This is a genomic window from Rhodococcus yunnanensis NBRC 103083, from assembly GCF_001895005.1.
GTDB lineage: Bacteria > Actinomycetota > Actinomycetes > Mycobacteriales > Mycobacteriaceae > Rhodococcoides > Rhodococcoides yunnanense.
The window spans coordinates 111,932-135,606 of sequence record NZ_BCXH01000018.1 but is presented as its reverse complement, the minus strand read 5'-3'; the positions used below and the strand labels follow the sequence as shown (position 1 = coordinate 135,606).

At 64.2% G+C, this 23,675-nt stretch carries 21 protein-coding genes and 2 pseudogenes; 14 read left to right on the top strand and 9 right to left on the bottom strand.

Translation table 11 applies throughout. The features are described 5' to 3' along the window. Positions 1 to 381: 381 nt before the first annotated feature. Positions 382 to 1,566, top strand: a complete 1,185-nt coding sequence (locus tag RY1_RS23885; RefSeq protein WP_072806527.1) for a T3SS (YopN, CesT) and YbjN peptide-binding chaperone 1 — start codon at positions 382 to 384, stop codon at positions 1,564 to 1,566. 59 nt (positions 1,567 to 1,625) lie between these two features. Here RY1_RS23885 and RY1_RS23880 read toward each other — a convergent pair whose 3' ends face one another. The 3 genes from RY1_RS23880 to RY1_RS23870 are packed head-to-tail and all read right to left on the bottom strand — an operon-like array spanning position 1,626 to position 3,822. Then, entirely contained in the window at positions 1,626 to 2,027 is a 402-nt protein-coding gene (locus tag RY1_RS23880) for a RidA family protein (protein WP_072806526.1), read from the bottom strand. Beyond that, complete coding sequence (locus RY1_RS23875; protein ID WP_072806525.1) at positions 2,024 to 2,818, bottom strand: IclR family transcriptional regulator; 795 nt, start codon at positions 2,816 to 2,818, stop codon at positions 2,024 to 2,026. Before RY1_RS23875 ends, RY1_RS23880 begins: the two co-directional genes overlap by 4 nt. Further along, complete coding sequence (locus RY1_RS23870; RefSeq protein ID WP_245819908.1) at positions 2,815 to 3,822, bottom strand: sugar kinase; 1,008 nt, start codon at positions 3,820 to 3,822, stop codon at positions 2,815 to 2,817. The genes RY1_RS23875 and RY1_RS23870 overlap by 4 nt, the downstream gene beginning before the upstream one ends. A 101-nt stretch (positions 3,823 to 3,923) precedes the next feature. Here RY1_RS23870 and RY1_RS23865 point away from each other — a divergent pair, with 101 nt between their 5' ends. From RY1_RS23865 to RY1_RS23850, 4 genes are read left to right on the top strand one after another with little or no spacing between them, the layout of a single operon-like run. After that, complete coding sequence (locus tag RY1_RS23865; protein WP_174565459.1) at positions 3,924 to 5,219, top strand: amino acid deaminase; 1,296 nt, start codon at positions 3,924 to 3,926, stop codon at positions 5,217 to 5,219. An 8-nt stretch (positions 5,220 to 5,227) separates the two neighbouring features. Beyond that, positions 5,228 to 6,823, top strand: a complete 1,596-nt coding sequence (locus RY1_RS23860; protein ID WP_072806555.1) for an N-acyl-D-amino-acid deacylase family protein — start codon at positions 5,228 to 5,230, stop codon at positions 6,821 to 6,823. Next, a complete protein-coding gene (locus RY1_RS23855) occupies positions 6,820 to 7,452 on the top strand; it encodes a bifunctional 4-hydroxy-2-oxoglutarate aldolase/2-dehydro-3-deoxy-phosphogluconate aldolase (RefSeq protein WP_072806524.1) in 633 nt (210 codons plus the stop codon). Before RY1_RS23860 ends, RY1_RS23855 begins: the two co-directional genes overlap by 4 nt. After that, complete coding sequence (locus RY1_RS23850) at positions 7,449 to 8,888, top strand: GntP family permease (protein ID WP_072806523.1); 1,440 nt, start codon at positions 7,449 to 7,451, stop codon at positions 8,886 to 8,888. The genes RY1_RS23855 and RY1_RS23850 overlap by 4 nt, the downstream gene beginning before the upstream one ends. On the opposite strand, the gene RY1_RS23845 is transcribed toward RY1_RS23850, so the two are convergent. From RY1_RS23845 to RY1_RS31070, 5 genes and pseudogenes are all read right to left on the bottom strand, one after another. Then, positions 8,885 to 9,979, bottom strand: a complete 1,095-nt coding sequence (locus RY1_RS23845; RefSeq protein ID WP_072806522.1) for a hypothetical protein — start codon at positions 9,977 to 9,979, stop codon at positions 8,885 to 8,887. The two genes, RY1_RS23850 and RY1_RS23845, sit on opposite strands and share 4 nt — an antisense overlap. A 69-nt stretch (positions 9,980 to 10,048) precedes the next feature. After that, a complete protein-coding gene (locus RY1_RS23840; protein WP_072806521.1) occupies positions 10,049 to 11,209 on the bottom strand; it encodes an NAD(P)/FAD-dependent oxidoreductase in 1,161 nt (386 codons plus the stop codon). 49 nt (positions 11,210 to 11,258) lie between these two features. Beyond that, on the bottom strand, positions 11,259 to 12,026 hold the full coding sequence (locus tag RY1_RS23835) for a DeoR/GlpR family DNA-binding transcription regulator (protein ID WP_072806520.1): 768 nt from the start codon (positions 12,024 to 12,026) through the stop codon (positions 11,259 to 11,261). A gap of 42 nt (positions 12,027 to 12,068) precedes the next feature. Then, a pseudogene (pdxA, locus tag RY1_RS31075) lies at positions 12,069 to 13,046 on the bottom strand (4-hydroxythreonine-4-phosphate dehydrogenase PdxA); the annotation flags it as partial. A 123-nt stretch (positions 13,047 to 13,169) separates the two neighbouring features. Next, positions 13,170 to 14,288 (bottom strand): annotated as a pseudogene (locus RY1_RS31070) (four-carbon acid sugar kinase family protein); the annotation flags it as partial. Positions 14,289 to 14,496: 208 nt separating this feature from the next. Here RY1_RS31070 and RY1_RS23825 point away from each other — a divergent pair. The 8 genes from RY1_RS23825 to RY1_RS23790 all read left to right on the top strand — a co-directional run bounded on the left by RY1_RS23825 (position 14,497) and on the right by RY1_RS23790 (position 22,139). After that, on the top strand, positions 14,497 to 16,074 hold the full coding sequence (locus RY1_RS23825) for an ABC transporter substrate-binding protein (protein ID WP_072806519.1): 1,578 nt from the start codon (positions 14,497 to 14,499) through the stop codon (positions 16,072 to 16,074). Between the two features lie 3 nt (positions 16,075 to 16,077). Next, the gene (locus RY1_RS23820; protein WP_245819906.1) at positions 16,078 to 17,076 is read left to right on the top strand and encodes an ABC transporter permease; all 999 of its coding nucleotides are present in this window, start codon (positions 16,078 to 16,080) and stop codon (positions 17,074 to 17,076) included. Further along, the gene (locus RY1_RS23815; RefSeq protein ID WP_072806518.1) at positions 17,073 to 18,008 is read left to right on the top strand and encodes an ABC transporter permease; all 936 of its coding nucleotides are present in this window, start codon (positions 17,073 to 17,075) and stop codon (positions 18,006 to 18,008) included. Before RY1_RS23820 ends, RY1_RS23815 begins: the two co-directional genes overlap by 4 nt. A 3-nt stretch (positions 18,009 to 18,011) precedes the next feature. Then, the gene (locus RY1_RS23810) at positions 18,012 to 18,845 is read left to right on the top strand and encodes an ABC transporter ATP-binding protein (RefSeq protein ID WP_072806517.1); all 834 of its coding nucleotides are present in this window, start codon (positions 18,012 to 18,014) and stop codon (positions 18,843 to 18,845) included. Then, entirely contained in the window at positions 18,842 to 19,681 is an 840-nt protein-coding gene (locus RY1_RS23805) for an ATP-binding cassette domain-containing protein (protein ID WP_072806516.1), read from the top strand. The genes RY1_RS23810 and RY1_RS23805 overlap by 4 nt, the downstream gene beginning before the upstream one ends. Then, positions 19,678 to 20,634, top strand: a complete 957-nt coding sequence (locus RY1_RS23800; RefSeq protein WP_072806515.1) for an aldo/keto reductase — start codon at positions 19,678 to 19,680, stop codon at positions 20,632 to 20,634. The genes RY1_RS23805 and RY1_RS23800 overlap by 4 nt, the downstream gene beginning before the upstream one ends. A gap of 16 nt (positions 20,635 to 20,650) precedes the next feature. Beyond that, positions 20,651 to 21,412, top strand: coding sequence for an HpcH/HpaI aldolase family protein (locus tag RY1_RS23795; RefSeq protein WP_072806514.1), 762 nt, complete (start codon positions 20,651 to 20,653; stop codon positions 21,410 to 21,412). Between the two features lie 466 nt (positions 21,413 to 21,878). Next, on the top strand, positions 21,879 to 22,139 hold the full coding sequence (locus RY1_RS23790) for a hypothetical protein (RefSeq protein WP_072806513.1): 261 nt from the start codon (positions 21,879 to 21,881) through the stop codon (positions 22,137 to 22,139). Between the two features lie 136 nt (positions 22,140 to 22,275). Here the strand turns inward: RY1_RS23790 and RY1_RS23785 are convergent, their stop codons facing one another. Further along, on the bottom strand, positions 22,276 to 23,013 hold the full coding sequence (locus tag RY1_RS23785) for an SDR family oxidoreductase (RefSeq protein WP_072806512.1): 738 nt from the start codon (positions 23,011 to 23,013) through the stop codon (positions 22,276 to 22,278). A gap of 201 nt (positions 23,014 to 23,214) precedes the next feature. On the opposite strand from RY1_RS23785, the gene RY1_RS23780 reads away from it, so the two are divergent. After that, positions 23,215 to 23,625, top strand: a complete 411-nt coding sequence (locus RY1_RS23780; protein ID WP_072806511.1) for a VOC family protein — start codon at positions 23,215 to 23,217, stop codon at positions 23,623 to 23,625. Positions 23,626 to 23,675: the final 50 nt, after the last annotated feature.

Sequence of the window (23,675 nt, the reverse complement as noted above, 5' to 3'; positions counted from 1 at the left end):
GTTTCCGCTCGCACGGTAACTCCGGGGCTTACACGCTCATAACCCGGACGTGGTGAATTTCTTCGCCTTGACCGGGGCTGTCAGTTCCGACTCCGTGCAACCTCGTGTCCCGCACCTCTCGGTCCGGGTTGGTGTCCGTGTCGCTCTGACTCGACAAAAGTTACGCCAACAAGAACACTTGCGCAAATCGCCAGGTCAGACAGCTGCGGCAGTTAACAACTGCCTGCGATGGCGGGTGTTTGCCGACTTGTGTCGGTCGACTTGCTCGGAAGTCTCGGTCGTCGCCTCCATCCGGGCCGGAGACGAACCGAATCTGTCGGTGCCTCGGACTAACTTCTCCGTCGTCGAGGAGTTCGCTGCGGCGAAGAAACGGGGAGATGCATGTCGAGATTCGAAACAGAAGATCTGGACGGATCGATCGAAGCCGATTGGACGACGTTCAGACGCTGCCTGGCCGATCGACTGGCCTCGGAAGGGGGGTTCGACGTCTTTTCTTTGTCGCCGTCGTTCACCCCGGTCGGGTCTGTGCCACGCACCATGGAGTTCCGTTCGAATGCCGGCTGCACGATCCACTGCACTACCCACAGCGATTCGCCCCTCCGTTCGCCGTGGAGACATGCGGAGCAACCAGGGGTGCGGATCATCGAGGAGCCGGTTGTGTGGGCGGACCACATCGCGTCGATGGCGGTGACTGAGTTCAGGCAGATCTGGAACGTTCCGCACCCGTCGTTCCTCCAGGGTTTCGACGACTCCGTCGAGCCCTCGCCCACTGCTACCGCCGATCACGACGCCGATCACGACCCCGCTGCCGACCCGGCAGCTGCAGTCGTCGCAGGCTCCGAGGGGGATCTCGCCGACGCCGTCCGCCGATGCTTGCACTCGATGTGGGGCACCGACTTGCGATCCGCGCCCGACGGAGGCTTCGACGTCACGGTCGGATCCGCCGCCGTGTACGTCTACGTCGCCGATATTTCGGAAGTTCGGGTACACGCCCCGATCGTCGATCGGGTTTCCGGACGGACCCGTGCTGCCGAGTTGATCGTGGACCTCAACCGACGACATCCTCGATTGAAGTTCCTGCTCGTGGACGATCGCGTACACGTCACCGCCAGCGTCGACGCATCCCCGTTCGTTCCGATGCACCTGACCAACGCGGTGGCGCGGCTTGCCGAGTTCGTCGCACGCGTCGACGAAGGCTTCGTCGATCATCTGGGCGGAGTGCGTGCACGCCCGCACGCCGCGGCCACGCCGTCGACTTCATCCGAGGTCGCCGACACCGAGGACGTACCACCCGATCTGATGGCGTTACTCGAACTCGATGCAGACGGCGACGTGGACGTCGACGACGTCGTCTCGGTATGTGGTCCCGATCGCCCGAAGATCGCCGGGTACGAGTCGTTTTGCTCCGAGCAGGCCAGATCGTGGCGAGAATGCGCACGCGAGGCCGAAGAGCGAGGTGATACGACTTCGGAATCGGAGTGCGAAAGCGAGGCGGTCCCGTGGGACCGTATCGTCGCCACACTCCGCCTCGCACTTCGCACCGTCGCGTTCTACGACAACGCTTGAGCGTCACACGATCCGGTACAACGCCCGAGCGTCACACAATCCGGTACAACGCCCTAGCGTCACACAATGGCAACTGCGTCTATCTCTACCAGCATCTCTTCACGCGGAAGGCCGGTGAACACAGTGGTGCGACTGGGGAGGACCTCGCCTTTGGTGTGCTTCTGCACGAAGTCGCCGTACGCGTCGTTCATGACGCCGAAGTCCTCACGCTTGGTGAGGTAGACGCGGAGCATGACCACGTCGTCGAACGTTGCACCGCTCGCCTCGACGATCGCCAATACGTTCTCCAGCGTCCGGGTCGTCTGTGCGGCGACGTCGCCGGGGTACAGGTACTCACTGGTCTCCGGATCCACGGGACCTTGCCCCGACACCTGTACGAAGGGTCCTTTACGCACTCCCTGGGAGAACGTGTGTGCAGGCGCGGGTGCGCCGTCGGTGCGGATTGCGATCTTCTCGCTCATCGATTTCCTTTCGAGGGGGCCCTTCCATCGGTCGATGAAAGGGGTTCGTTCGGCTTCCACCCGAGATCCGCAGAGATCGCAGCTGCGGTGTCGAGCACCTGCGGCAGCGTCGACAGCACTTGCGCATGATCGAGCAGCATGTCGGGTACGGACATCGACACCGCGGCAACAGTGTCACCGGTGCCGTTCCGTATCGGGACGCCGACGCAGTTCACGAACGACTCGTGTTCTTCGTGGTCCTCGGCATAGCCTTGTGCTGCAACAACTTCGAGCTCGGTCAGATACTGTTCGGCGGTGGTGATCGTGTTGTCCGTGAACCGGGGGTACGCGAGCTTCCCGGCTATCTCGACCTGCTCGAGACGCGGCCTGGCGGACACGAGCACTTTTCCGACCGCCGTGCAGTGCAGCGGCGCGGGCCTGCCGATGCGCGAATACATGCGGACGCTCTGTTTTGCATCGAACTTGTCGATGTAGACCGCCTCTCCTGCTTCGTACGTGGCGAGGTGAATCGTCTGCCCGGTCGAGGCGTTGAGCGCAGCCAGGTGCGGCCGAGCGATGGTTCTCACGTCGCGCTGCTCGAGGGCGCGATTGGCGAGTTCGAAGAATCGCGACCCGAGTACGTACCGATGCCCGGCGTCGTGCTGGACGAATCGATCCGCCTCCATGGTTCGAAGCAGACGCAGCACCGTCGTCTTGTGCACGTCGAGCTCGGTGGCCAGTTGATCCAACGAACGGCCGTCGTCGCCCAGCAGGCCGAGAATGGTCAACGCACGGGACAGACTCTGGCTCATGACCCCACCAACTCGGTGTATTCGATTCGATCCCATTGCGCATCGGGGAGAAGCAACGCTGCGTCACGATCGGACACAGCGAGAATCTCCGCGACGTCGCCGTGCGCGGTGAGCGCTCCCGCGGCACACAGATGGCCGAGGCGCACGCGTTGGACGGGCGGCAGTCCACCGAGAAGGCCGCCGAGAAAACCGCCGGCGAAGGCGTCGCCTGCTCCGATCTTCTCCAGAACATCGAGCCGCAGAGCCGGGACGTCGACGCGTGAGTCACCGTCGAATGCGGTGACGACGTGTGCGTCGTTCTTGATCACGAGATGACGCGGCTCAGGAAATTCGGCCCGGAGATCCGCCGCGTCGTCGATCCCGAAGACCTCGCGCGCCTCGTCCGCCCCCATCAACACGACATCGCTCCCCCGCACATGGTCGGCGAGAATTTTCGGCGCATCATCGATTCGGTTGCCCCACAGGGCAGGTCGATAGTTCAGATCGAAACTCACGGTCGCGTCCCCTGCAAGTAGGGCTCGGGTCATCTGTTCCGCCGTGTCCGACAGCGCGACGGTGATACCCGAGAAGTGGACGATCTCGGCCGACCGGATCAACCCTGCCGCCACGTCGCTCTCGATATCGGCCGGCGACAGAGTGCTCGCGGCAGATCCACTGCGGAAGTAGGTCATTCGGCTGTCGCCGGTCGGGAGGTCCCATTCGCAGCTGGTTCCCGCACCACGCTGTTTGACGTAGATTCCTGTCGCCCTGGCCTCGTCCACCCCGACGGCAGAGGTATCCACGCCTGCCCCGTTCAGTTGGCCGAGCAGGTAGCGCCCGAATCCGTCGTGTCCCACACGTGAGATCCATGACGACGACACCCCCAGCTGGGCCAGCACTCGCGCCACATTGGCCTCCGCGCCACCGGCAAATCGTCTGAAATTCTCGGAACTTTCGAGCGGACCTGGCTCTGCAACGAGAACTACCAGCCCCTCGCCGACGCAGATCGCTCGCGGCGATGTCACATCGATCTCCTTCGAATGCTTGCGGCTTTCCCCTGTTCGATGCACACTACTTAGCAACAACATTTTGCGCAACGTCGGTTGCAAAATACGCAACGCATGCGATGGCAGGCCTGGAGGTCCACGTTTTGATCGACTCGAACGCCGTGAAAGCCCTTCGAACAAGGGCGATCGGCCCCGAACACAAGTCGGTACCACCGCACTCCTGGGGATCGAGCATCGACGATTTCATCGCCACTCGACCGACGCTGAGCCAGTTCCAGACCCCTCTGCTCACGCTCGACAGCAATGGGATCGACCACAACATCGCCGTCATGGCGGAATGGGCCGAGGAATCGGGTGTGAAGCTCGCGCCACACGGGAAGACGACGATGGCGCCTGCACTGTGGAAACGCCAGCTCGACGCCGGTTCCTGGGCGATCACGCTCGCAACCATCTGGCAGGTCCAGATCGCTCGAAGCTTCGGCGTCGAACGCATCATGCTCGCGAATGCGCTCGTCGACCCTGTCGGCCTGCCGTGGTTGGCGCGGGAGCTCGAGGAGCACCCCGAGTTCGATTTCTATTGTTGGGCGGACGGTCTCGACACCGTCCGGACGATGAACGAGATCCTCCAGGGATCCGGCGGCACGCGCCAGGTGAAGGTCGTCGTCGAACTCGGTGGCGACCACGGACGTACCGGTGCGCGAACCATCGAGGAGGCCAGGTCGATCGCCGACGCCATCGCGCGGTCGCCGCGGTTGCATCTCGCCGGCGTCGGCGGATACGAGGGCGCGCTCAGTCACGATCGGTCCGAATCGGGCCTGACGGCAGTACGCGGCTACCTGGATTCCGTCGCACGACTTCATCGGGAACTGAACGAGGCAGGCCTCTACCCCGGCGCAGCCGTCGTCACGGCCGGTGGAAGTGCGTATCAGGATCTTGTCGTCGAGCGGTTGGCATCGTCGGTCGACCACGAGGGCGAACGCGGCGCACCGACCTCGGTGGTACTTCGCTCGGGCGCGTACATCATTCACGACGACGGCTTCTACGCCCAGATCTCGCCGATGATCCCGAGCCGCACCGACAATCCGTTGACGTCCGCGATGCATGGATGGGCACGGGTGGTGTCACGTCCCGAACCTGGACTGGCTCTGCTCGACGCCGGTAAACGCGATCTGCCGTTCGACGAAGGTCTGCCGTCACCTCAGCTGATCGACGACGCCGAGGTCACCGCACTCAACGACCAGCACGCATTCCTGCGGTTCCCCGGCAGCGACACCGCCGCGCCGGTGGGAAGCGTCGTGCGGCTCGGTCTGTCGCATCCGTGCACCGCGTTCGACAAATGGCGTCTGATCCCGGTGATCGACGACGCCGATTCGGACGACCCTCGCGTCGTCGACCTCGTCCACACATTCTTCTAGGAATCATGATGACCGACTTGCTCATTCGCGGTGCCGACGTCGTCGACGGTACCGGCGCACCCAGGCTGCGACGGGACGTTCTCGTCTCGAAGGGCCGCATCGAATCCGTCACGGAACCAGGAACCGTCGCCGGTGCCGACCGCGTCATCGATGCTCTGCCCGGACACGTCCTGTCCCCCGGTTTCATCGACATGCACGCACACTCCGATCTCCGCCTGCTGACCGATCCCGGTCATTTCCCCAAGATCAGCCAGGGCGTCACCACCGAGGTGATCGGCCAGGACGGCATCGCCTACGCACCGATCGACGACGCGACGCTGGACATCGTTCGCCGTCAGATCGCGGGGTGGAACGGCAACCCGTCGGATCTGGACTTCTCGTGGCGTTCGGTCGCCGAGTACCTGACCCGACTCGACCAGGGCATCACCCCCAATGCCGCATACCTGGTTCCGCAGGGAACGCTGCGCTACCTCGCGGTGGGCGGTGACCAACGGCCCGCGACCCCGCGGGAGATCTCGCGTATGCAGGAGCTTCTCGCGCAGGGGTTGAGCGACGGCGCCGTCGGAATGTCGAGTGGGCTGACCTACACACCGGGGATGTACGCCGATACGAGCGAGCTGCGCGCATTGTGCGAAGTGGTCGCGGACTTCGGCGGCTTCTATGCGCCGCACACTCGGTCGTACGGTGCAGGCGCGCTCGAGGCCTACCAGGAGATGCTCGACCTCGCTCGCGACACCGGTTGTGCGCTGCACCTGACGCACGCGACGATGAATTTCGGTGTGAACCGCGGCCGCGCGGGCGAATTCCTCGACAAGGTCGATGCGGCGATCGCCGATGGATGCGATGTCACCCTCGACACGTACCCCTACCTACCGGGCGCGACGACGTTGTCGGCGCTCTTACCGAGCTGGGCAATGTCGGGGGGACCTGACCAGGCGTTGGCACGGATGGCGGATCCGGAGATGCGTGCACGGATCACCGAGGACGTCGACGTCAACGGCTCCGACGGCTGCCACGGAGTCACCGTCGAGTGGGAGACCATTCAGCTCAGCGGCGTCGCGAACTCCGAACTCGACGCGTATGTGGGCCGAACGATGGTCGACATCGCCGCCGAACGCGGCGAATCCCCGGCGGAGGTGTTCTTCGACATTCTGCAACGCGATCAACTCGCGACGACGATTCTCCAGCACGTCGGCCACGAGGACAACGTCCGCGCGATCATGGCTCACCCGCACCACATGGGCGGCAGCGACGCGATTCTCGTCGGAGAACGCCCACATCCCCGCGCGTGGGGCACATTCCCGCGGTACCTCGGCCACTACGTGCGGGACGAGCAGTTGCTCGGGCTGGAGGACTGCATCAATCACCTCACCGGTCGACCTGCTGCACGTCTCGGCCTGACCGCCCGCGGCACGATCGCCGAGGGCAACGCCGCCGACCTGGTGTTGTTCGATCCGGAGACCGTCAAGGACACCGCGACGTTCGAACAGCCGAAGCAGCAGGCGCTCGGCATCAGCCACGTCCTCGTCAACGGCAGCCTTGCCATCGACGACGGAAAACCCACCGGCACCTTGGCCGGCCACTCACTGAGGCGGACACGATGAATGCACTGCAGACCATTCTCGACGACCGCGCCCTCGCCGTCGTTCGGGCTCCGACCGTTCCTGATCCCGTGGCACTCGCCGACGCGTTGGCGCGCGGCGGGATACGGGCCGTCGAACTGACGTTCACGACGGCAGGGGTGCTGGACCTGCTGCGCAGGGCTGCCGACGCCGGTGCCGTGATCGGGGCGGGCACGGTGCTCACTGCCGAGCAGGCCCGCGCGGCCATCGACTCGGGTGCACAGTTCCTGGTTACACCCGGACTCCGGCCCAAGGTCGCCGAAGTTGCAGCTGCACACAGCATTCCCGTCATGATGGGCGCACTGACGCCCTCCGAAGTCATGGATGCTCTGGATCTCGGAGCCGCTGCGGTGAAGATTTTCCCTGCTCGCGCGCTCGGGCCTGCGCATGTCAAGGACCTTCTCGGTCCGCTCCCGGACGCCAGGCTCGTGCCGTCGGGCGGCGTCAACGCGTCCAACGCCGCCGACTTCCTCGCACACGGTGCCGTCGCCGTCACCGCGGGCACCGATGTCGTCTCCCCCACGGCCGTCCACTCTGCCGACTGGGACGGAATCTGCTCGCGCGCACAACTTTTCGTCAACTCGCTGTCCAACCCGAAAGGCACCCCATGAGTAGCGTCGTCGACTGGCTCAGGACCTCAACCCCTGGACTTCTCGTACTGTGTGGTCTCGCTATCGCGGTACTGCTCGTCGTCATCATCAAGGTCAAACTGGAACCGTTCGTCGCGCTGCTGATCGTCGGACTCGGTCTGGCATTGGCCGCAGGACTTCCGGTGTCCGAAATCGTCGGCACTGCGATCAAGAGCAACGAGTCGCTGCTCGAGACCGGATTCGGAGGCATCCTCGGGCACATCGCCGTCATCATCGGTCTCGGCACCGTGCTCGGTGCCATCCTCGAGCGATCGGGCGGCGCCCAGGCGCTGACGTCGAAACTGCTCGGAGTCTTCGGTGAACGCGGTGCACCGATAGCCATGGGTCTGCTCGGACTGATCTTCGGCATCCCCGTCTTCTTCGACATCGGCATCTTCGTGCTCGCCCCGCTCGTCTACGTCGCCGCTCGTCAGGGCGGAAAGTCGTTGGTGCTGTACGCACTTCCGATGCTCGCAGGCTTGTCCATGACGCATGCATTTCTTCCTCCCCACCCCGGTCCTGTTGCGCTCGGCGGCTTGCTGGAGGTCAACCTCGGCTGGTTGATCCTGATGGGATTCGTCTGCGGCATTCCGGGATTCATCGCCGCCGGCCTCGTCTGGGGTAACTGGATCGGCAAGCGCGTCATCGTCGATGTGCCCGAGGACTTCATCAACGACAAGGACGAGGACACCGACGGCACAGGCGGCGGCACCTCCGTCGCGACGAAGCGTCCCGTCGTCACCACTCCGCCATCCGTCGGAGTCATCGGCGCCATCATCGCGGTCCCGCTCGTTCTCATCCTCGGTGCGACGTTCGGCAGCATCCTGCTCGATCCCGGCAATCTGCTCGAGGTCCTCACGTTCCTCGGCACTCCGGCAGTCGCGCTGCTCATCGCGGTACTGATCGCGTTCTACGTCCTCGGGATTCGACGCGGATCCACCGTTCAGGAACTGAGCACACTCACCGGTGAATCACTGCGACCGGTCGGCATGTTGCTCCTCGTCGTCGGCGCGGGTGCATTCTTCGGAAAGGTCATCTCGGCGACCGGCATCGGCACCGCGCTCGCCGACGCCATGGCTGCCGCGGGTCTGCCGATCATCGTGCTCGCGTACGTCATCAGTTGTGCGCTGCGGATCGCGCAGGGATCTGCGACGGTTGCGATCGTGACCACCGGCGGCATCGTCGGCCCACTCGTCGCAGCGCAGGACTACTCACCGATGGCGACCGCTCTCGTGGCAATGTCGATCGCAGCCGGTTCGATCATTCTCAGCCACGTCAACGACGGCGGTTTCTGGATCATCGCGAAGTTCTTCAACATGACGGTCAAGCAGACGCTGCAGACATGGACGGTGCTCGAGACCATCCTGTCGGTCGTGAGTTTTGCGGTGGCGGCCGTCCTGTTCGCCATCGTGGCCTAGGTCAGTTGGTCGCCGACGAAATGTGTGTTGGCAGCCGATAGTTCGCGATTGCCTGCACGCGCGACGAGGGCGTCGATCCGGTCGTCGAGGCTGTGCGCCTGCTGGATCACGTCCATCGTCCGCAGCTCGCCCTCGGCGCGGTTCACCAGGTCGGCGACGCGAACCAGAGCGGCAACACGATCGATCAGCTGGGCCCACACGGCGTCGAGAGCGGTACGCCGTGTGGCCACCTGAGTGCGGGTGGCGCCGTCGAAAATCAGTGCGGCGATGCCGTCGAGTTCGGAGTCGATCTCGCGCAGTGAGTGGGCGTCGACTGCGATCTGCGTCAACTCGTCGGCCAGGTCCAGTTGAGTCCGTTGCACCACGAAGTGCTCCGAGCGCCATGCCGGCGAGGCGCGCACGCGGTCGAACGATGCGCCGGCAAGGAACAGCAGGGTTTCGTATCTGTCGGAGAAGACGTCGTCGCGCTGATCCGCGAGTTCGGCGATGACGGTCGATGCCCGGCCGCCCAGGTCCTCGAACCGGGTGTTCTTCGCTGCTCCCGCAACTCGTTCCGCGGCCGAATCGAGCATCGACAACCCGGTGCGTTCGACGACGGTTCCCGCCTCCCGCTTCGGCACCGGCGTCCGGCGAAGCGCGTCGAACAGTGCGTCCCGTTGGTCGAGGTCGAGGTGGACCCCGTCGCGGCGGTCCCGGCGAACAGCGCGAACGCCGTTCGCATAGTGCTTGTTCGACATCACCAGCGCAGTGCGGAGATGGTCGAGTCGCTTGGTCAGCTCGGCGGCGCGAAGCCGATAGACGAGCGCGGATCCCGGCTTGTTGCGTGTGTCCTTGCCGAGCCATCGCTCACGTTCGTCCGCCAACACCCGGATCGCAGCGAAACCGCCGATCGACGGCATCGTCTTGCCTACCCGGCGACGTGCAGCCAGGACGGTTCGAGTCGGTTCGTCGAGGCGGCCTGCGGCGATGGCCACCGCGGCGGCGTCGGACAGCGGAGGGCGACGACCGTCGAGGCGCGCGCGCTCGCACCAGCGTCGCACCTGCTCTTCGACACGCTCACGAGAGGTCCCGAACTCGGGATGATCGGTCATCTTCGCTCCTGTCGGTTCTCGGCCTCTCCACTGTTCCAGAATTTCGCGCGACGTGCGGCCGGACCCGGATCACTCAGGAGGAGCCGCACCATCGGCGATGAGCTGCTTCGCCTCGTCGAGTCCTTCCCAGACGTTCCACATGAGGACACCGCGGACCGCTCCCGAGTCGTCGACGTAGTAGACGACGCCTTCCTTGGGCTTGTTCGTCCACCGCTCCACGGTCTCGAGCGACGTACTGATAGTCCCGACGGCCTGGTAGCCGTCGTCGTATACATCGGAGTAGAAGTACGGCGTGTAGGTGTACGGGTCGGTGCCGCCCGCCATGATTCGTCCGACGGCCTTGCCCATCTCGTTGGCGTTGTCGACGTGCTCGATGCGCCGACGACCGAGGATCGCGTCGGGATAGTTGGCCACGTCACCTGCCGCGTACACGTGCGGATCCTCGGTGCGGAGGAACTCGTCGACGACGATGCCGTTGTCGACCTTTAGACCAGCGGCCTCGGCCAATTCGACATTCGGCCGAACGCCGAGACCGAAAACGACGCCGTCCGCCTCGACACTCGACCCGTCGTCGAGTTGCAGTTGCACGCGCGCCGACGCCTCGGCCCCGGAATCGACACGTACTGCGCGTCGGACGGTGACGCCGTGTTCGGTGAAGCCTTCGTCGAACGACGCAGCCAGCACCTCGGGGAACATGTGGGCGCCGAGAACGTCGTCGGAGGTCACCAGGGTCACCTTCACTCCGTTCAGCGACAGTGCCGATGCGATCTCGGTGCCGATGTATCCGCCGCCGACCACAGCGATGTGCGAGGCGGTCTTCGACAATTCGCGTAGTGCCCGGTAGTCGGCGAACGTACGGAAGTAGACGACGCGCGGACTCGGCGCGAGATCGAGCTCGATCGGAGATCCTCCGGTGGCGAGGAGCAATTCTCCGTACTCGTAGGACTCTCCGGATTCCGTTGTCACGGTCCGGTTCTCCCGGTCGACGGCCGAAACGCGTGTGGTGGTGTGGATCTCGGCCTCGGTATCGGCGGAGGTGTTCAGCGGCACCTTGTCACGACCGAAATCCTTGTCGGTCCACAGCTTCTTGGACAACGCGGGGCGCGTGTACGGCTCGTCCGAGTCCGCGCTCAGGATGCCGATGGTGCCCGCACTGTCCTTTTCCCGGATGCCACGAGCTGCGTTGTCGGCGACCATACCGCCCCCGACGACGAGGTAGTCATAACGCATGATGCTCTCCTTGCAGTAGACGACTGGTGTCGACTACCCCGAGTGCGCGTCAGACAATCACCACGTCGATTCCTGCACTCTCGAAAGGATCCACCTGCGCCGGGGTCGCCCCCGAATCGGTGACCAGTGTGGTGCCCGGCGGAATCGGAGCCCACGCATGGAACGGCCGTTGCCCGAGCTTCGCGGAATGCGCCAGGACGTAGGTCTTGCCTGCGCGTTCGATCATCATCTCCTTGAGCCGGGTCTGTTGCAGCTCGGCTTCACAGATGCCGAACTCGGCGGTCACCGCATCGGCACCGAGAAACGCGCGATCGAACGAGACCCGCTGCAACGACGCTTCTGCCAGTGGCCCGACGAAACCCTGGCTGAGAGGGCGCAACGTTCCACCCAAGCACTCGACCCGCACCGAGTCCGCGTCCGCGAGCGCCTCCAGTGCTGTCAGACCAGCTGCGATCACTGTCAGGTTCACGGCGTCGCGCAGAAACTCCCCCATCGTTCCGACGGTGGTTCCCGCATCGAGCAGGACGGTCTCACCGGGACAGATCTGCTCGGCGGCCCATTCGGCGATGGCTCGCTTGGCTTCGAATCCTTCGAGGGACCGTTGTCGCAACGAGGACTCGGGGTGCGGATCGAGCGCGATGGCCCCGCCGTACGTACGCGCCATCAGCCCCTGAGCCGTCAATTGGCTCAGATCGCGGCGGATGGTCGAGGCCGTGACACCGAATTGAGATGACAGCTCGTCCACACTGGCGAGACCACTCGTCTTCGCCATGCGCACGATCTCGGAGCGACGCGCCTCCGACTCACGTAGTGCCACGCCGTCTCCCTCTGTCCCGAAATCTCGACCCGCAAACCTTCGCTACTTCAAAACTGCTGTGCTCGTAGCCAATTCGGCAGCCTGACGCAGAGCTTCGACCATACTACCGGCCTCGGCGATTCCCTTGCCTGCGATGTCGAACGCGGTGCCGTGGTCGACCGACGTGCGAATGACCGGCAGACCGACGGTGATGTTGACGCCCGCCTCGATTCCGAGCACCTTCACCGGCCCGTGGCCCTGGTCGTGGTACATCGCGACGATCAGGTCGTAGTCACCTCGGCCGGCCAGGAAGAATGCGGTGTCCGCGGGCAACGGCCCGACGGCGTCGATACCGTCCGCCTTCAACTTCTCGACGGCAGGCACGATCTTGAGATCCTCCTCGCCGTAGCCGAACAGCCCGTTCTCGCCCGCGTGTGGGTTGATCCCGCACACGCCGATCTTCGGGTTCGCGTTTCCGGTCCGGACGAGAGCCTCGTGGCCACGTCGGATCGTTCGCTCGACGAGTCCCGGTTCGATCTTCGCGACGGCGTCGAGCAGGCCGATATGCGTCGTGACGTGAATGACCTTGAGCTTGGGTGTCGAGAGCATCATCGACACCTCCTCGGTCCCGGTCAAGTGCGCGAGGAGCTCGGTGTGGCCCGGGAAGATGTGACCGGCAGCGTGCAGCGCTTCCTTGTTCAGCGGCGCGGTGCAGATCGCCTGTACCTCGCCTCGAACCGCGAGTTCGCTGGCAACTCGGATGTACTGGTACGCAGCATCTCCCGCGACGGCCGACAACTCGCCCCACGCCAGATCCTCCGGCAGCAGATCGAGGTCGATGACGTTGATCCGCCCCGGAGAGAACTCCGCGTGGGCGATCGCGTCGATCACCACGATGTCGACGTCGAGACCGAGCACGCCTGCAGCGAGCTTCAGACGCTTGGCATCTCCGATCACGACGGGTCGGCACCAGGAGACAGTGCGAGCGTCGAGAAGCGCGGGCACGATGACCTCTGGGCCGACGCCTGCGCCGTCGCCCATCGTGACGGCGACGAGCGGAAGTGGAGTTGTTTCTGTCATGAACGTTTCCTTGCTGTGGGTGCTTGAAGAATGTGTCGACTCGGTTCTCAGCGAGTCGGTGAGGATGCGCAGGCTTTCGACGCCACCGAAGCTGCCCGGCCGTGTGATGACCCGTCGTCCCGATTCGGTTGCAGAGAGCACCGCGCCGGTTTCGATCTCGCGTAGTGGATTCAGACGGTGCACGCCGAGCCGGTCGAGGACCGTCCGAGCTGTTTCGCCTCCGGTGAGCACGAGGTCGGACGTCCGATCTCGCTCGACGGCGGCCACGAGATCGGCCAGGCCCTCGACGACAGCAGTGGCGTCGTTCGACGTCACCGGCCCCGTGACGGTGACCAACGCCGATCCGGACCTCAGCGCTGCGAGAACGGGTGTTGGATCGATCGTGCCGTCGATCAGATGACGCACGGCGACTCGCACGTGCGGCACCCCGGATCCTTCGAGAAATCGAACCTGTTCGACGGCAACATGATCCGCGGTCCCGACGATCACAAGGGTACCGCGGGCCTGCCGATCCGATACCGCGGACTCTCGTCGTCGGCCGGTGCCGGCGTGCCTCGCAAGCGCCGCCATCAACGCTGCCGTCCCGACGAGCCGAAGTCCGGGAACAGCTTGTGCCGCAGCAACTATCGCATCGATGTCCGCATCGGTCACCGCGTCGCACACCGGAACACGTCCCAACGCGACGAGGTCGGCGAACACCTCGGGCAGACCGACGCTCCTGACCTGATCGATGCACACCCCCGTACTCGGCAGGTCTCCGAGAGCGGCCGCTACCGTCAGGGGCGGAGACTGGGATTCTGCGTGCCACAGCGTTGTCTCGTGCAACGCAATATCGTGAACGCGAACGACTCCGCCCTCCACAGTGCGACCTATCCCCGGAAACGCTGCCACCACGACGACCGGAGATCCGTCCGCCGCCAAGGCGCCGACCTCGGCCTCGACGTTGCCGCGCAGGAGGGAATCGACCTTCTTGACGACGCGAGCGCCGGGAAAGGCGTCGAGCACCGACCGCACCGATGTCGCCGCGTCGGATCGTGTGAGTCTGCGCGAGTGAAGATCGACGACGGTCACGTCTGCAGGAGGCTCATCCGCCACGGTCGGACTTCCGAGCTGCAGGGATACTTCCGCTCCGCACGGAAGGAAGGCGGAGGCCGATTCGGCTGCTCCTGACAGATCGTCCGCGAGCACTACCAGCGGAAACATCTCCACGTTCACTCCTTTCGTTGCTGAGACGAGTATGCACGATTCAGCGAGTTTCTGCGCGAAGTACGCAATTTAAGCTACGGCGCTTGCGCGGAACACGCAAGAGTGCCATTGTGAGCTGAGTTACAAGCACCGCTCGCGGTAAGAAGTCATCACCGCAGCGAGCGCTTCCCCCGCTTTTGTCAGTCTCGAAAGGTCAAGGTCACCGATGACCACATCTCGCTTGCAGATGCCGTCCGTGTCGCGGCGGAGCTTTCTGCAGTACGCCGGCCTCGCCGGCGGAGTCACGCTCCTCGGGTCAACCGTTGCGTGCGCAGGGCCGACCGGGAAGCCGTCACAGGACACCCTCGTGCTCGGGCTCAACCGTTCGCTCGTGAGTCTGGACAACAAGCTCAATCAGTTCGATGCCGCCGTGACCGCGCAACGTGGCGTGCGCCAGGGCCTCACCCGTATCGGCGACGACCTCCATCCCCAGCTGGTTCTCGCGGACCGCTTCGATGCGACGTCGCCGACCGAGTGGACGGTTCGCCTACGCGAAGGCGTCAAGTACTCCGACGGCACACCGGTCAGCATCGAGGACGTCGATGTAGCGATGCAGATGTACCAGCAGGTCAGCGGCTCGTTCGTCGCGCCGCAGTTTCCCGAGTGGCCGACGGTGATCCCCATCGACGACCGCACCTTCATCCTGCGCACCACCTCACCGCTGCCGGTTCTCGACAGTCTGATGTCGAACATCCTCATCACCCCTGCCGCGGCGAACGAACCCAACGAACTGCAGACCGGCATCGGCACCGGACCGTTCGTGGTCACCGAGTCCAATCGCGGCACGGGCGAATACAGCCTGGCAGCGAACCAGTACTACTGGGGCGAGGAACCCAGTGTGCAGCAGGTTCGTGTGCGTTTCATCCCCGAGGAGGCCGCTCGCGTCGTCGCATTGCGGAGCGGCGAGGTCGACGTCATCGACTCGATCAGCCCCGACTCCGCCGAGCAGCTCGCATCCTTGCCTGGAGTGCAGATCGAGACAGTCCCCAGCACCCGCATCAACCAACTGTTCTTCAATTTCCGCAAGCCCGCCGGTCATCCACTGGCGAATCCCCGTGTGCGCGAAGCACTCAGTTATGCCGTCGACGGCGAATCGCTCGCGCGGGACGTCCTCATCGGTTCGGCCGTACCGGCCACCGGCGCGGCGCCGAGCACGTTGTCCGGCGCAGTCGAGACCGGTAAGTACACGTTCGATCCGGTGAAGGCACGTCAGATGCTCGACGCCGAGGGAGTCACCGACCTCGAACTGACCTTCATCTGGGAGACCGGCGAGTTCACCAACGACGTCTCGCTCATGGAATCGGTGACGCAGATGATGAACGACATCGGTGTCCGAGTGAAGCTGCAACAGTTCGAACCGGGCGGCGACATCTCGTCGTGGCGCCAGGGCAAGGTCGGCGACTGGGACGTCCTCGGCAACGGCTACGGCAACCAGACCGGCCTGGCGCTGACCACGATCCAAGGAATGTACGCGGGCACTGCGGAGAAGGAAGCGACCCGCGACACCTATCACGGTTACGTGTTCCCCGAGATCACCCAGAAGATCGAGCTCGCCTCCAGCGAGCCCGATCCGGTACGTCGCGCGACGCTTCTCGCCGACGCCCAGCAGGACATCTGGAACACCTGGCCGTGCCTGTGGAGCTTCGTTCCGAATGCACTGCTCGCCAAACGAACCCGAGTACAGAATGTGGCACTCACGCCCATCAACTCCTACGACCTCGGCTCAGTCCGACTGGAGGCCTGAGTCATGACCCTCACTCTCGACAAGAAGAAGCCGGTCCCGATCATCGGGAAGGCGACAGGCAACGCGACGGCCCGCTATGTCGTCAAGCGTCTCGCACAGAGTGTGCTGACGATTTTCCTGACGCTCACCACGGTGTTCGTGCTCATCCGCATGGCACCGGGCGATCCCGCGTACGCACTGGCCGGTCCGCTTGCATCGACCGAGGATCTCGCTGCGATTCGCGCGGACATGGGTCTCGACAAGTCGGTGTTCCAGCAGTACCTGATCTACCTCTGGGACCTGTTGCATCTGCAGTTCGGAACGTCCTACTCCTTCCAGGCACCCGCACTCGACGTCGTCTTCGACCGCCTGCCGTACACGATCACCCTCGCCGTATCGGCAATCCTGCTGACTGCGATCCTGTCGATCCCGCTCGGTGTGTGGATGGCCAAGCACGCCGATACACGCCGCGAGCTCGGAGCAAACGCCGTCACCGTTGCGGGACAGTCGATGCCGGAGTTCTGGAGCGGCCTGATGCTCGTGACTCTCTTCGCGGTGTTGATCCCGGTTCTTCCTGCCGCAGGCTTCACCACGTGGTGGTCCCTCATTCTCCCGACCGTGACCATCTCGATCCTGCAGATTGCACTGATCTCACGCATGGTCCGCCGGGAAATGGTGAATGCCTTTGCGTCGCCGTATATCACGGTCGCGCGCTCGCGCGGTGTGTCCGAGCGGGAACTCACCTGGCGGTACGCGATGCGCAATTCGGCGATCCCCGTCGTCACTGCGCTCGGAACTCGCTTCGCGGGCATGCTCAACGGCGTCGTGGTCGTGGAGGTCGTGTTCGCGTGGCCCGGTGTCGGTTCGCTCGTCGTCCGCGCCCTCGAAACGCGTGACTATCCGCTCATTCAGGCGACGGTGCTGGTGACCGCGGTCCTGGCGGTTCTCGTGCAGTTGCTCGTCGACCTCTGCTACCCACTTCTCGATCCTCGGGTCCGCCTCGGAAAGGGCGTAAGCAAATGACCGCAGTGCTGGAACCACCGGTGAACGAGCGCCCGAGCGCCGTCACTGCTGCCGACTTCGCGCGAGCCGGCGCCACCCGTCGCCGACGAGACAGTCGAGTCAAGATCTGGGCCGGAACGGTCCTGTCGCTGCTCGTCATCCTTCCCGTTGCACTCGCAGGGCTGCTCCCCCTTGCCGATCCGAACCAGACGGACCTCATCGCACGACGTCTGCCGCCGCTGACCGACGGTCACCTACTGGGTACCGACCAATTGGGCCGCGATCTGCTCTCTCGCATCCTGTTCGGTGGACAGGTGTCGCTGACCATCGGCATACTCGCCGTCGTCGTCTCCGGCATCATCGGCGTTGTCGCCGGTAGCGCGGCAGGCTACTTCGGCGGCTGGGTCGACGCCGTCATCTCACGAGTGCTCGAAGCCCAGTTGTCGCTTCCCCTTCTCATGATGCTGCTGCTCGTCGTCGCGCTGTTCGGACCGTCGATTCCGGTCATCACCTTCGTCATCGCCATTGCACAGTGGCCGGAGGTCGCCCGCCTCACACGCTCGCTGGTGCTCGTAGAACGCGAGAAGCCGTACGTTGCCGCCGCCCGCGTCCTCGGTCTGAGCCGCACCGCGATCCTGCTTCGCCACGTGGTGCCGAACATCATCAAGCAGGCCTCGCTCGTCGTACTGCTGCTTCTCGCCCAGGCGGTTCTGTTGGAGAGTTCGCTGAGCTACCTCGGCGCCGGTCCGCAGCGCCCGTTCGCCACGTGGGGCCGCATCATCTCCGACGGCCAGGACTACATCACCACCTCGTGGTGGATCGTCACCTTCACCGGGCTGATGATCGTCATCCTCGTGGTCGGGGTGAACCTCCTCGGCGACGGCCTCCGCGACCGTCCTGCCGGGTCCGGCCGCTTCGGAATCTTCCCCCGCTTCTCGAAGAAAGGCGCCTGAGACATGGGAAACCTGCTGAAGGTCGACGAGCTTCAGATCGAACTCGTCACCGACAAAGGTGTCATCCGGGCAGTCGACGGTGTCTCGTTCTGCATCGACGCCGGCGAGACCGTCACCATCATCGGTGAGTCCGGCTCCGGCAAGTCGACGACGGCCATGGGCATCCTCGGATTGCTTCCCGACGACCTCGCCGTGCTGTCCGGATCCGTGACCTTCAAGGACACGGAGATTCTCGGTAAGGACAAGCAGCTCCGCAAGATTCGTGGACGCGACATCGCGTTGATTCCGCAGGATCCGATGACGGCCCTCAGTCCGGTTCACACGATCGGCAGCCAGTTGCGCGAGGCAGTACGGCACAGCGGTGTGTCCGGCAAGGCCAAGCAGACCGCTCGATGCCTCGAACTGCTCGATCAGGTACGTATCCCCGACCCGAAGAGCCAGCTGGAGAAGTACCCGCACCAGATGTCGGGCGGCATGCTCCAACGAGTACTGATCGCGAGCGCGCTCGCTTCCAGCCCGGAACTGATCGTCGCCGACGAACCGACGAGCGCGCTCGATGTGACCGTGCAGGCCAGCATCCTCGACCTGCTGCTCGAACTTCAGGAACGCACAGGCATCGGCATGCTGGTGATCACCCACGACCTGGGTGTCGCACGCCTGGTGTCCGACCGCATCTACGTCATGAAGAACGGGGAATTCGTCGAGAACGGCGGCGCCGAGGAACTCGTCACGGCACCGAAGAATCCGTACACCAAGAAGCTGCTCGACGCCATCCCCCACCTCGGTTCGTGGAACGAATCCCCGCTACCCACACAGAAAGTCGAGTTCGCGGTATGAGCAACCCACTGTTGTCGGTCGAGAGCCTCGTCGTCGAGTACCCCGTCGCGGACGGTGTCTTCAGGGCCGTCGACTCGGTCAGCTTCTCGGTGGACAAGGGCAAGACGCTCGCCGTCGTCGGCGAATCGGGTTGCGGCAAGTCGACCATCGCGAAATCGATCGTCAGGCTCCTGACTCCGACGTCCGGAAGAATCGTCGTCGACGGAACCGACATCTCCCAGCTGTCGGAGAAAGCATTGCGGCCGTTCAGATCTCGCGTGCAGATGGTCTTCCAGGATCCGTACGGTTCTCTCGACCCGCACCTCACGGCCGTCGACATCGTCGGGGAGCCGCTGCGGCTCAAAGGAATCCGTAGCAAGTCCGAGCGCGCGAAGAAGGCTGCGAAGCTCATCGATCGGGTCGGACTTCCCAGCTCTGCGCTGAACCGACGGCCGGTCGAGTTCTCCGGTGGTCAGCGCCAACGAATCGGTATCGCGCGTGCTCTCGCCGCGGGCCCCGAGATTCTGGTGTGCGATGAGGCGACGAGTGCACTGGACGTGTCGGTGCAGGCACAGGTTCTCGATCTACTGCGTGAGATCCAGCAGGACACGGGCCTTACGTACGTCTTCATCTCGCACAACCTCGGCGTCGTCCGCGAGATCAGCGAAACCGTCGTCGTCATGAGCAAAGGCCGCATCGTCGAAGGCGGCGAGACCGACGACGTGCTCGCGCGGCCCAAGGAGCCGTACACTCGGGCATTGCGGGCAGCCGCGCTCGATCCCACCACTATGGTGGGAATCAAACCGCGCCATGTCGTTTCGCGACTATCCCAGACACCAGTAGGAGTTACTGCATGACCTCGCTCGACATCTCTCCCCTCGTGCTGGGCACGATGACGTTCGGCGATACCGTCGACGCCGCAGCCTCGGCCGAGATGGTCGACGCGGCCCTCGACGCCGGAATCACCCACATCGACACCGCCAACGGGTACGCGGGCGGCGAGTCGGAACGCATCCTCGCGGATCTCCTCGCGACGCGGCGCGACAAGGTGACCCTCGCGACGAAGGCCGGGATGCCGAATCCCGATGCAGGCGACAACAGCCCGCTCTCTCCCACTGGATTGCGGCTCAGCCTCGAGGCAAGCCTCGCGCGACTGAAGACCGACCACGTCGACCTGTTCTACCTGCACCAGCCCGATCGCGCGACGCCCATAGCGGACACACTGAGCACCGTCGCGGACTTGGTGAAGGAAGGCAAGATCCGTGCCCTCGGAGTCTCGAACTTCGCGGCGTGGCAGATCGCCGAGGCGAACCATGTCGCCGACGCAGTGGGCGCCCCGAGACCGATCGTCGCGCAGCAGCTCTACAACCTCCTTGCTCGCCGTATCGAAGAGGAGTACGTCGAGTTCGCCGACGTCACCGGCCTGATCACGATGGTGTACAACCCTCTCGGTGGCGGCCTGTTGACCGGTCGGCACTCCCTCGAAGCCGAGCCGACCGACGGCCGGTTCGGCGATTCGCGCCTCGCGGCGATGTATCGTGAACGGTACTGGAACACAGCTATTTTCGACGCCATCGCTCAGCTCACGCGTATCGCCGACGACGCAGGCCTGCCGTTGACCGAACTCGCACTGCGCTGGCTGGTGTCCAAGCCCGCAACGGGGCCGCTTCTCCTGGGCGGATCGAAGGTCGAACACCTGCACGCCAATATCGCTGCCATCGGCAGAGGCGCTCTCGATGCCGAGATCGTCGATGCCTGCGACGAGATCGGTTCCGCGTTGCGCGGCCCGATGCCGAACTACAACCGCTGAAAGGCCGTATCTCACAATGTCTGCACAGGAATTCGCCGCCCGCGTCCGTAACCGGGAGCGGATCCTCGGTTACTGGTCCGTCATCGACAGCCCGGTCTCGACCGAGTGGCTCGCCCACGTCGGGTGGGACTACATCGCCCTGGATCTGCAGCACGGCCTGATCGGGTACTCGGGAATGCTCGCCGGTCTCACCGCGATCGATTCCGCCCACGGGCCTGCCGGCCTCGTACGCGTGGAGGCGAACAACGCCACCGTCATCGGCCGCGCGCTCGACGCCGGCGCGGCCGGGGTGATCGTCCCGCTCGTCGATACTGCCGACGACGCAGCCGCCGCCGTATCCGCTGCGACCTATCCCCCTGCCGGCATCAGGTCCTACGGACCGATGCGCTCGCAGCTCCGTGTCGGGCCACTTCCGTCCGACGCGAATCGCGACACGGTGGTCCTTGCAATGATCGAGACACCGCAGGGCCTGGCGAACGTCGAGAAGATCTGCGCGGTACCGGGCTTGGACGGCATCTACGTCGGGCCCTCCGATCTGCGCTTGGCCGTCGGCGGAGCCTCTCCCAACGACACGTCCGTCGACGAGGAGTTCGAGGCTGCTCTCGTGCGCGTGCAGAAAGCCGCTGCGTCAGCCGGAATCGCCGCAGGCATACACACTCCGTCGGGTGATGTGGCCGCGAAGCGTCTGTCCGAGGGATACACGCTGGCAACGGTCGCATCCGACCTCACGCATTTGAAGGCCGTGTCGGCCGATCATCTGAAAGCCGCTCGCGGCTGATTCCGTCACCGCACGACCCGCGTAGCTCACACGAGCTGCATGGTCCCTGATACGCCGACACCGTCGGACACTGGCGCGATCCGAGTGCTCTGGAACTGCACTCGGCTCGCGCCAGTGGTGTTCTCGTCGACCTATATGTCTTCGCGAACACGCAATCGAATCAAGTATTCGAACCCGCGGCAGTACGCGCAGTCCGCAGCTCCGAATGACTTATGTGCGGCCTGTACGACTACAGCATCAGGGGAACAACGGTGATGCCGGCTGCGTTGACGATCGATGGCGCCGACAAAGGGACGAACGGGTCTCGAATGTTGGCAGCATCACACCCGCCGAAGGTTGGCCCAGGCCGTACTAGTGGGCATGTTGGGTGGAGGCCACGAAACATCGTTGACACATAGAACGAGCATGTAACAGTTCCGAGGGGCGAAGCGAATCATTCCTCAGGACGCGAACAAAAGGAGACGATGTGACTTTGCAGATCGATTCACTCGCTACAAGCGCCGACGAAGTACAGCCGGACGCGGTAGAGATCGACCAGCTCGACGAGCAGGTCGCGGCACTCGACGCCGACATCCTGGGCGCGATCGAACTTCGCACCGTGCTGGTGCGCAAATTGGCTGAGGCCACCCAAGGTGCAACCGAGAACAGCACCTCGTTCGACGACCTCGGCACCGATGGCTCGGTACTGACGCGGATGCTCTCGCGTATCGCCTCGGTGACCCGCTAGAGAAGTTACGTCCCTCTCCTTCCTTTACCCCACAGCCCTTTACTCCACAGCCCCGAAACGCGCTTGCCGCAGTTTCGGGGCTGTGTGGCGTGCGGAGTGATCCCCCGCCCTGCACTCGGAGAGCTCGCGCCTGCACTCAGAGCGCGCGGAGTGATCCCCCGTCGACCGTCACGGTCGAACCGGTGATGTACGAGGCCGCGGGCGAGGCCACGAACGCGACGGTGCGGCCGAACTCCTCGGGATCGCCGATCCGTCCCAACGGAATACTGGCGACGGAGTCCCCGCTCACCGCGCTTCCCCGCGCGGTGTCGAATCGTCCGGGAAGCACGCTGACCACACGAATGCCGCGGGGGCCCAGCTCGTCGGCCATGTCCTTGGCGACCATTGCCAACCCTGGTCGGAGTCCGTTCGAGATGCCGAGTCCCGTCAGTGGACTTTTCACCGAGCTCGACAGAACGAACACGATGGCACTCCCTTCGGTCATCTTCGCGGCAGCCGCTCGCGCCAGACGGACCGCACCGAGAAACACCGAGTCGAAATAACCACGCCAGTCCTCGTCCGTGGCTTCGAGCGCCGTTCCGGGCGGAGGCCCTCCGACGCTGACCACGAGCCCGTCGAGCTTTCCCCAGTGCGCAAGTGCCGAGTCGACGACCAACTCTGCGGACGCAGGATGCCCGTTGTCTGCTGCCATACCGTGCACGGCATTGGGCCGGTGGGCGCCGAGTTCGGTCACGGCGTCGTCGACCTTGTCCTGAGAGCGGGACGATACCGTCACCTTTGCTCCCTCGCGGAGGAGCTCGCGGGCGCTGGCCAACCCGAGCCCCTCGGTCCCGCCCGTGACGACGAACGCTTTACCCGACAGTCCCAAATCCATGAATTCTCCTCTTCGACGAACAAACGGGGACTCGGCTGTCAGCCCGTCCCCGTTCTCCCATCTTGCTACAGGTGGACTTCCCCACCGAACGCGGAGGAAATCGGCTGCCGGAATTGCGATGAATTTGCGAATTCGCCAGTGTCCATATTCACGAAGCTCGTCCACCGTGGACTACGACACCCGAAACTAGGAGTACACACAATGTCCCGAATGCTGTTCGCCAACATGCCGGTCAAGGACGTCACCGCAACCAAGAGCTTCTTCAGCGGTCTCGGATTCGAGTTCAACGAAATCTTCAGCGACGAGAACTGTGTATCGATGGTGGTCAACGATCAATCGACGGTCATGTTCCTGTCGGAAGCACGGTTCAAGGACTTCATATCCGACAGCATCTCGGACACCACGCAGTCGCGCGAGGTCCTGATGTGTATCTCGGCCCACAGCCGCGCCGAGGTCGATTCACTCGTCGACTCGGCCATCGACGCAGGTGGATCGACCTGGATGGAGGCGCAGGATCACGGCTTCATGTACGGCCGCGCGTTCCGTGACCTCGACCACCACGTCTGGGAGGTCATGTGGATGGATCCCGCTGCGGTACCGCCGTCGCAGTGACGGCGACAGAGCAGTTCGGTGACAGGGCGGGATCGGGGGCGCGTGCCGAA

What these genes read in the sequence shown, in the direction of transcription:
- RY1_RS23810 (WP_072806517.1), top strand. Translation starts at nt 18,012, where the DNA reads ATGGGAAACCTGCTGAAGGTCGACGAGCTTCAGATCGAACTCGTCACC.
- RY1_RS23795 (WP_072806514.1), top strand. Translation starts at nt 20,651, where the DNA reads ATGTCTGCACAGGAATTCGCCGCCCGCGTCCGTAACCGGGAGCGGATC.
- RY1_RS23845 (WP_072806522.1), bottom strand. Translation starts at nt 9,979, where the DNA reads ATGACCGATCATCCCGAGTTCGGGACCTCTCGTGAGCGTGTCGAAGAG.
- RY1_RS23850 (WP_072806523.1), top strand. Translation starts at nt 7,449, where the DNA reads ATGAGTAGCGTCGTCGACTGGCTCAGGACCTCAACCCCTGGACTTCTC.
- RY1_RS23805 (WP_072806516.1), top strand. Translation starts at nt 18,842, where the DNA reads ATGAGCAACCCACTGTTGTCGGTCGAGAGCCTCGTCGTCGAGTACCCC.
- RY1_RS23885 (WP_072806527.1), top strand. Translation starts at nt 382, where the DNA reads ATGTCGAGATTCGAAACAGAAGATCTGGACGGATCGATCGAAGCCGAT.
- RY1_RS23800 (WP_072806515.1), top strand. Translation starts at nt 19,678, where the DNA reads ATGACCTCGCTCGACATCTCTCCCCTCGTGCTGGGCACGATGACGTTC.
- RY1_RS23820 (WP_245819906.1), top strand. Translation starts at nt 16,078, where the DNA reads ATGACCCTCACTCTCGACAAGAAGAAGCCGGTCCCGATCATCGGGAAG.
- RY1_RS23815 (WP_072806518.1), top strand. Translation starts at nt 17,073, where the DNA reads ATGACCGCAGTGCTGGAACCACCGGTGAACGAGCGCCCGAGCGCCGTC.
- RY1_RS23840 (WP_072806521.1), bottom strand. Translation starts at nt 11,209, where the DNA reads ATGCGTTATGACTACCTCGTCGTCGGGGGCGGTATGGTCGCCGACAAC.
- RY1_RS23880 (WP_072806526.1), bottom strand. Translation starts at nt 2,027, where the DNA reads ATGAGCGAGAAGATCGCAATCCGCACCGACGGCGCACCCGCGCCTGCA.
- RY1_RS23855 (WP_072806524.1), top strand. Translation starts at nt 6,820, where the DNA reads ATGAATGCACTGCAGACCATTCTCGACGACCGCGCCCTCGCCGTCGTT.
- RY1_RS23875 (WP_072806525.1), bottom strand. Translation starts at nt 2,818, where the DNA reads ATGAGCCAGAGTCTGTCCCGTGCGTTGACCATTCTCGGCCTGCTGGGC.
- RY1_RS23865 (WP_174565459.1), top strand. Translation starts at nt 3,924, where the DNA reads ATGGCAGGCCTGGAGGTCCACGTTTTGATCGACTCGAACGCCGTGAAA.
- RY1_RS23825 (WP_072806519.1), top strand. Translation starts at nt 14,497, where the DNA reads ATGACCACATCTCGCTTGCAGATGCCGTCCGTGTCGCGGCGGAGCTTT.
- RY1_RS23785 (WP_072806512.1), bottom strand. Translation starts at nt 23,013, where the DNA reads ATGGATTTGGGACTGTCGGGTAAAGCGTTCGTCGTCACGGGCGGGACC.
- RY1_RS23780 (WP_072806511.1), top strand. Translation starts at nt 23,215, where the DNA reads ATGTCCCGAATGCTGTTCGCCAACATGCCGGTCAAGGACGTCACCGCA.
- RY1_RS23860 (WP_072806555.1), top strand. Translation starts at nt 5,228, where the DNA reads ATGACCGACTTGCTCATTCGCGGTGCCGACGTCGTCGACGGTACCGGC.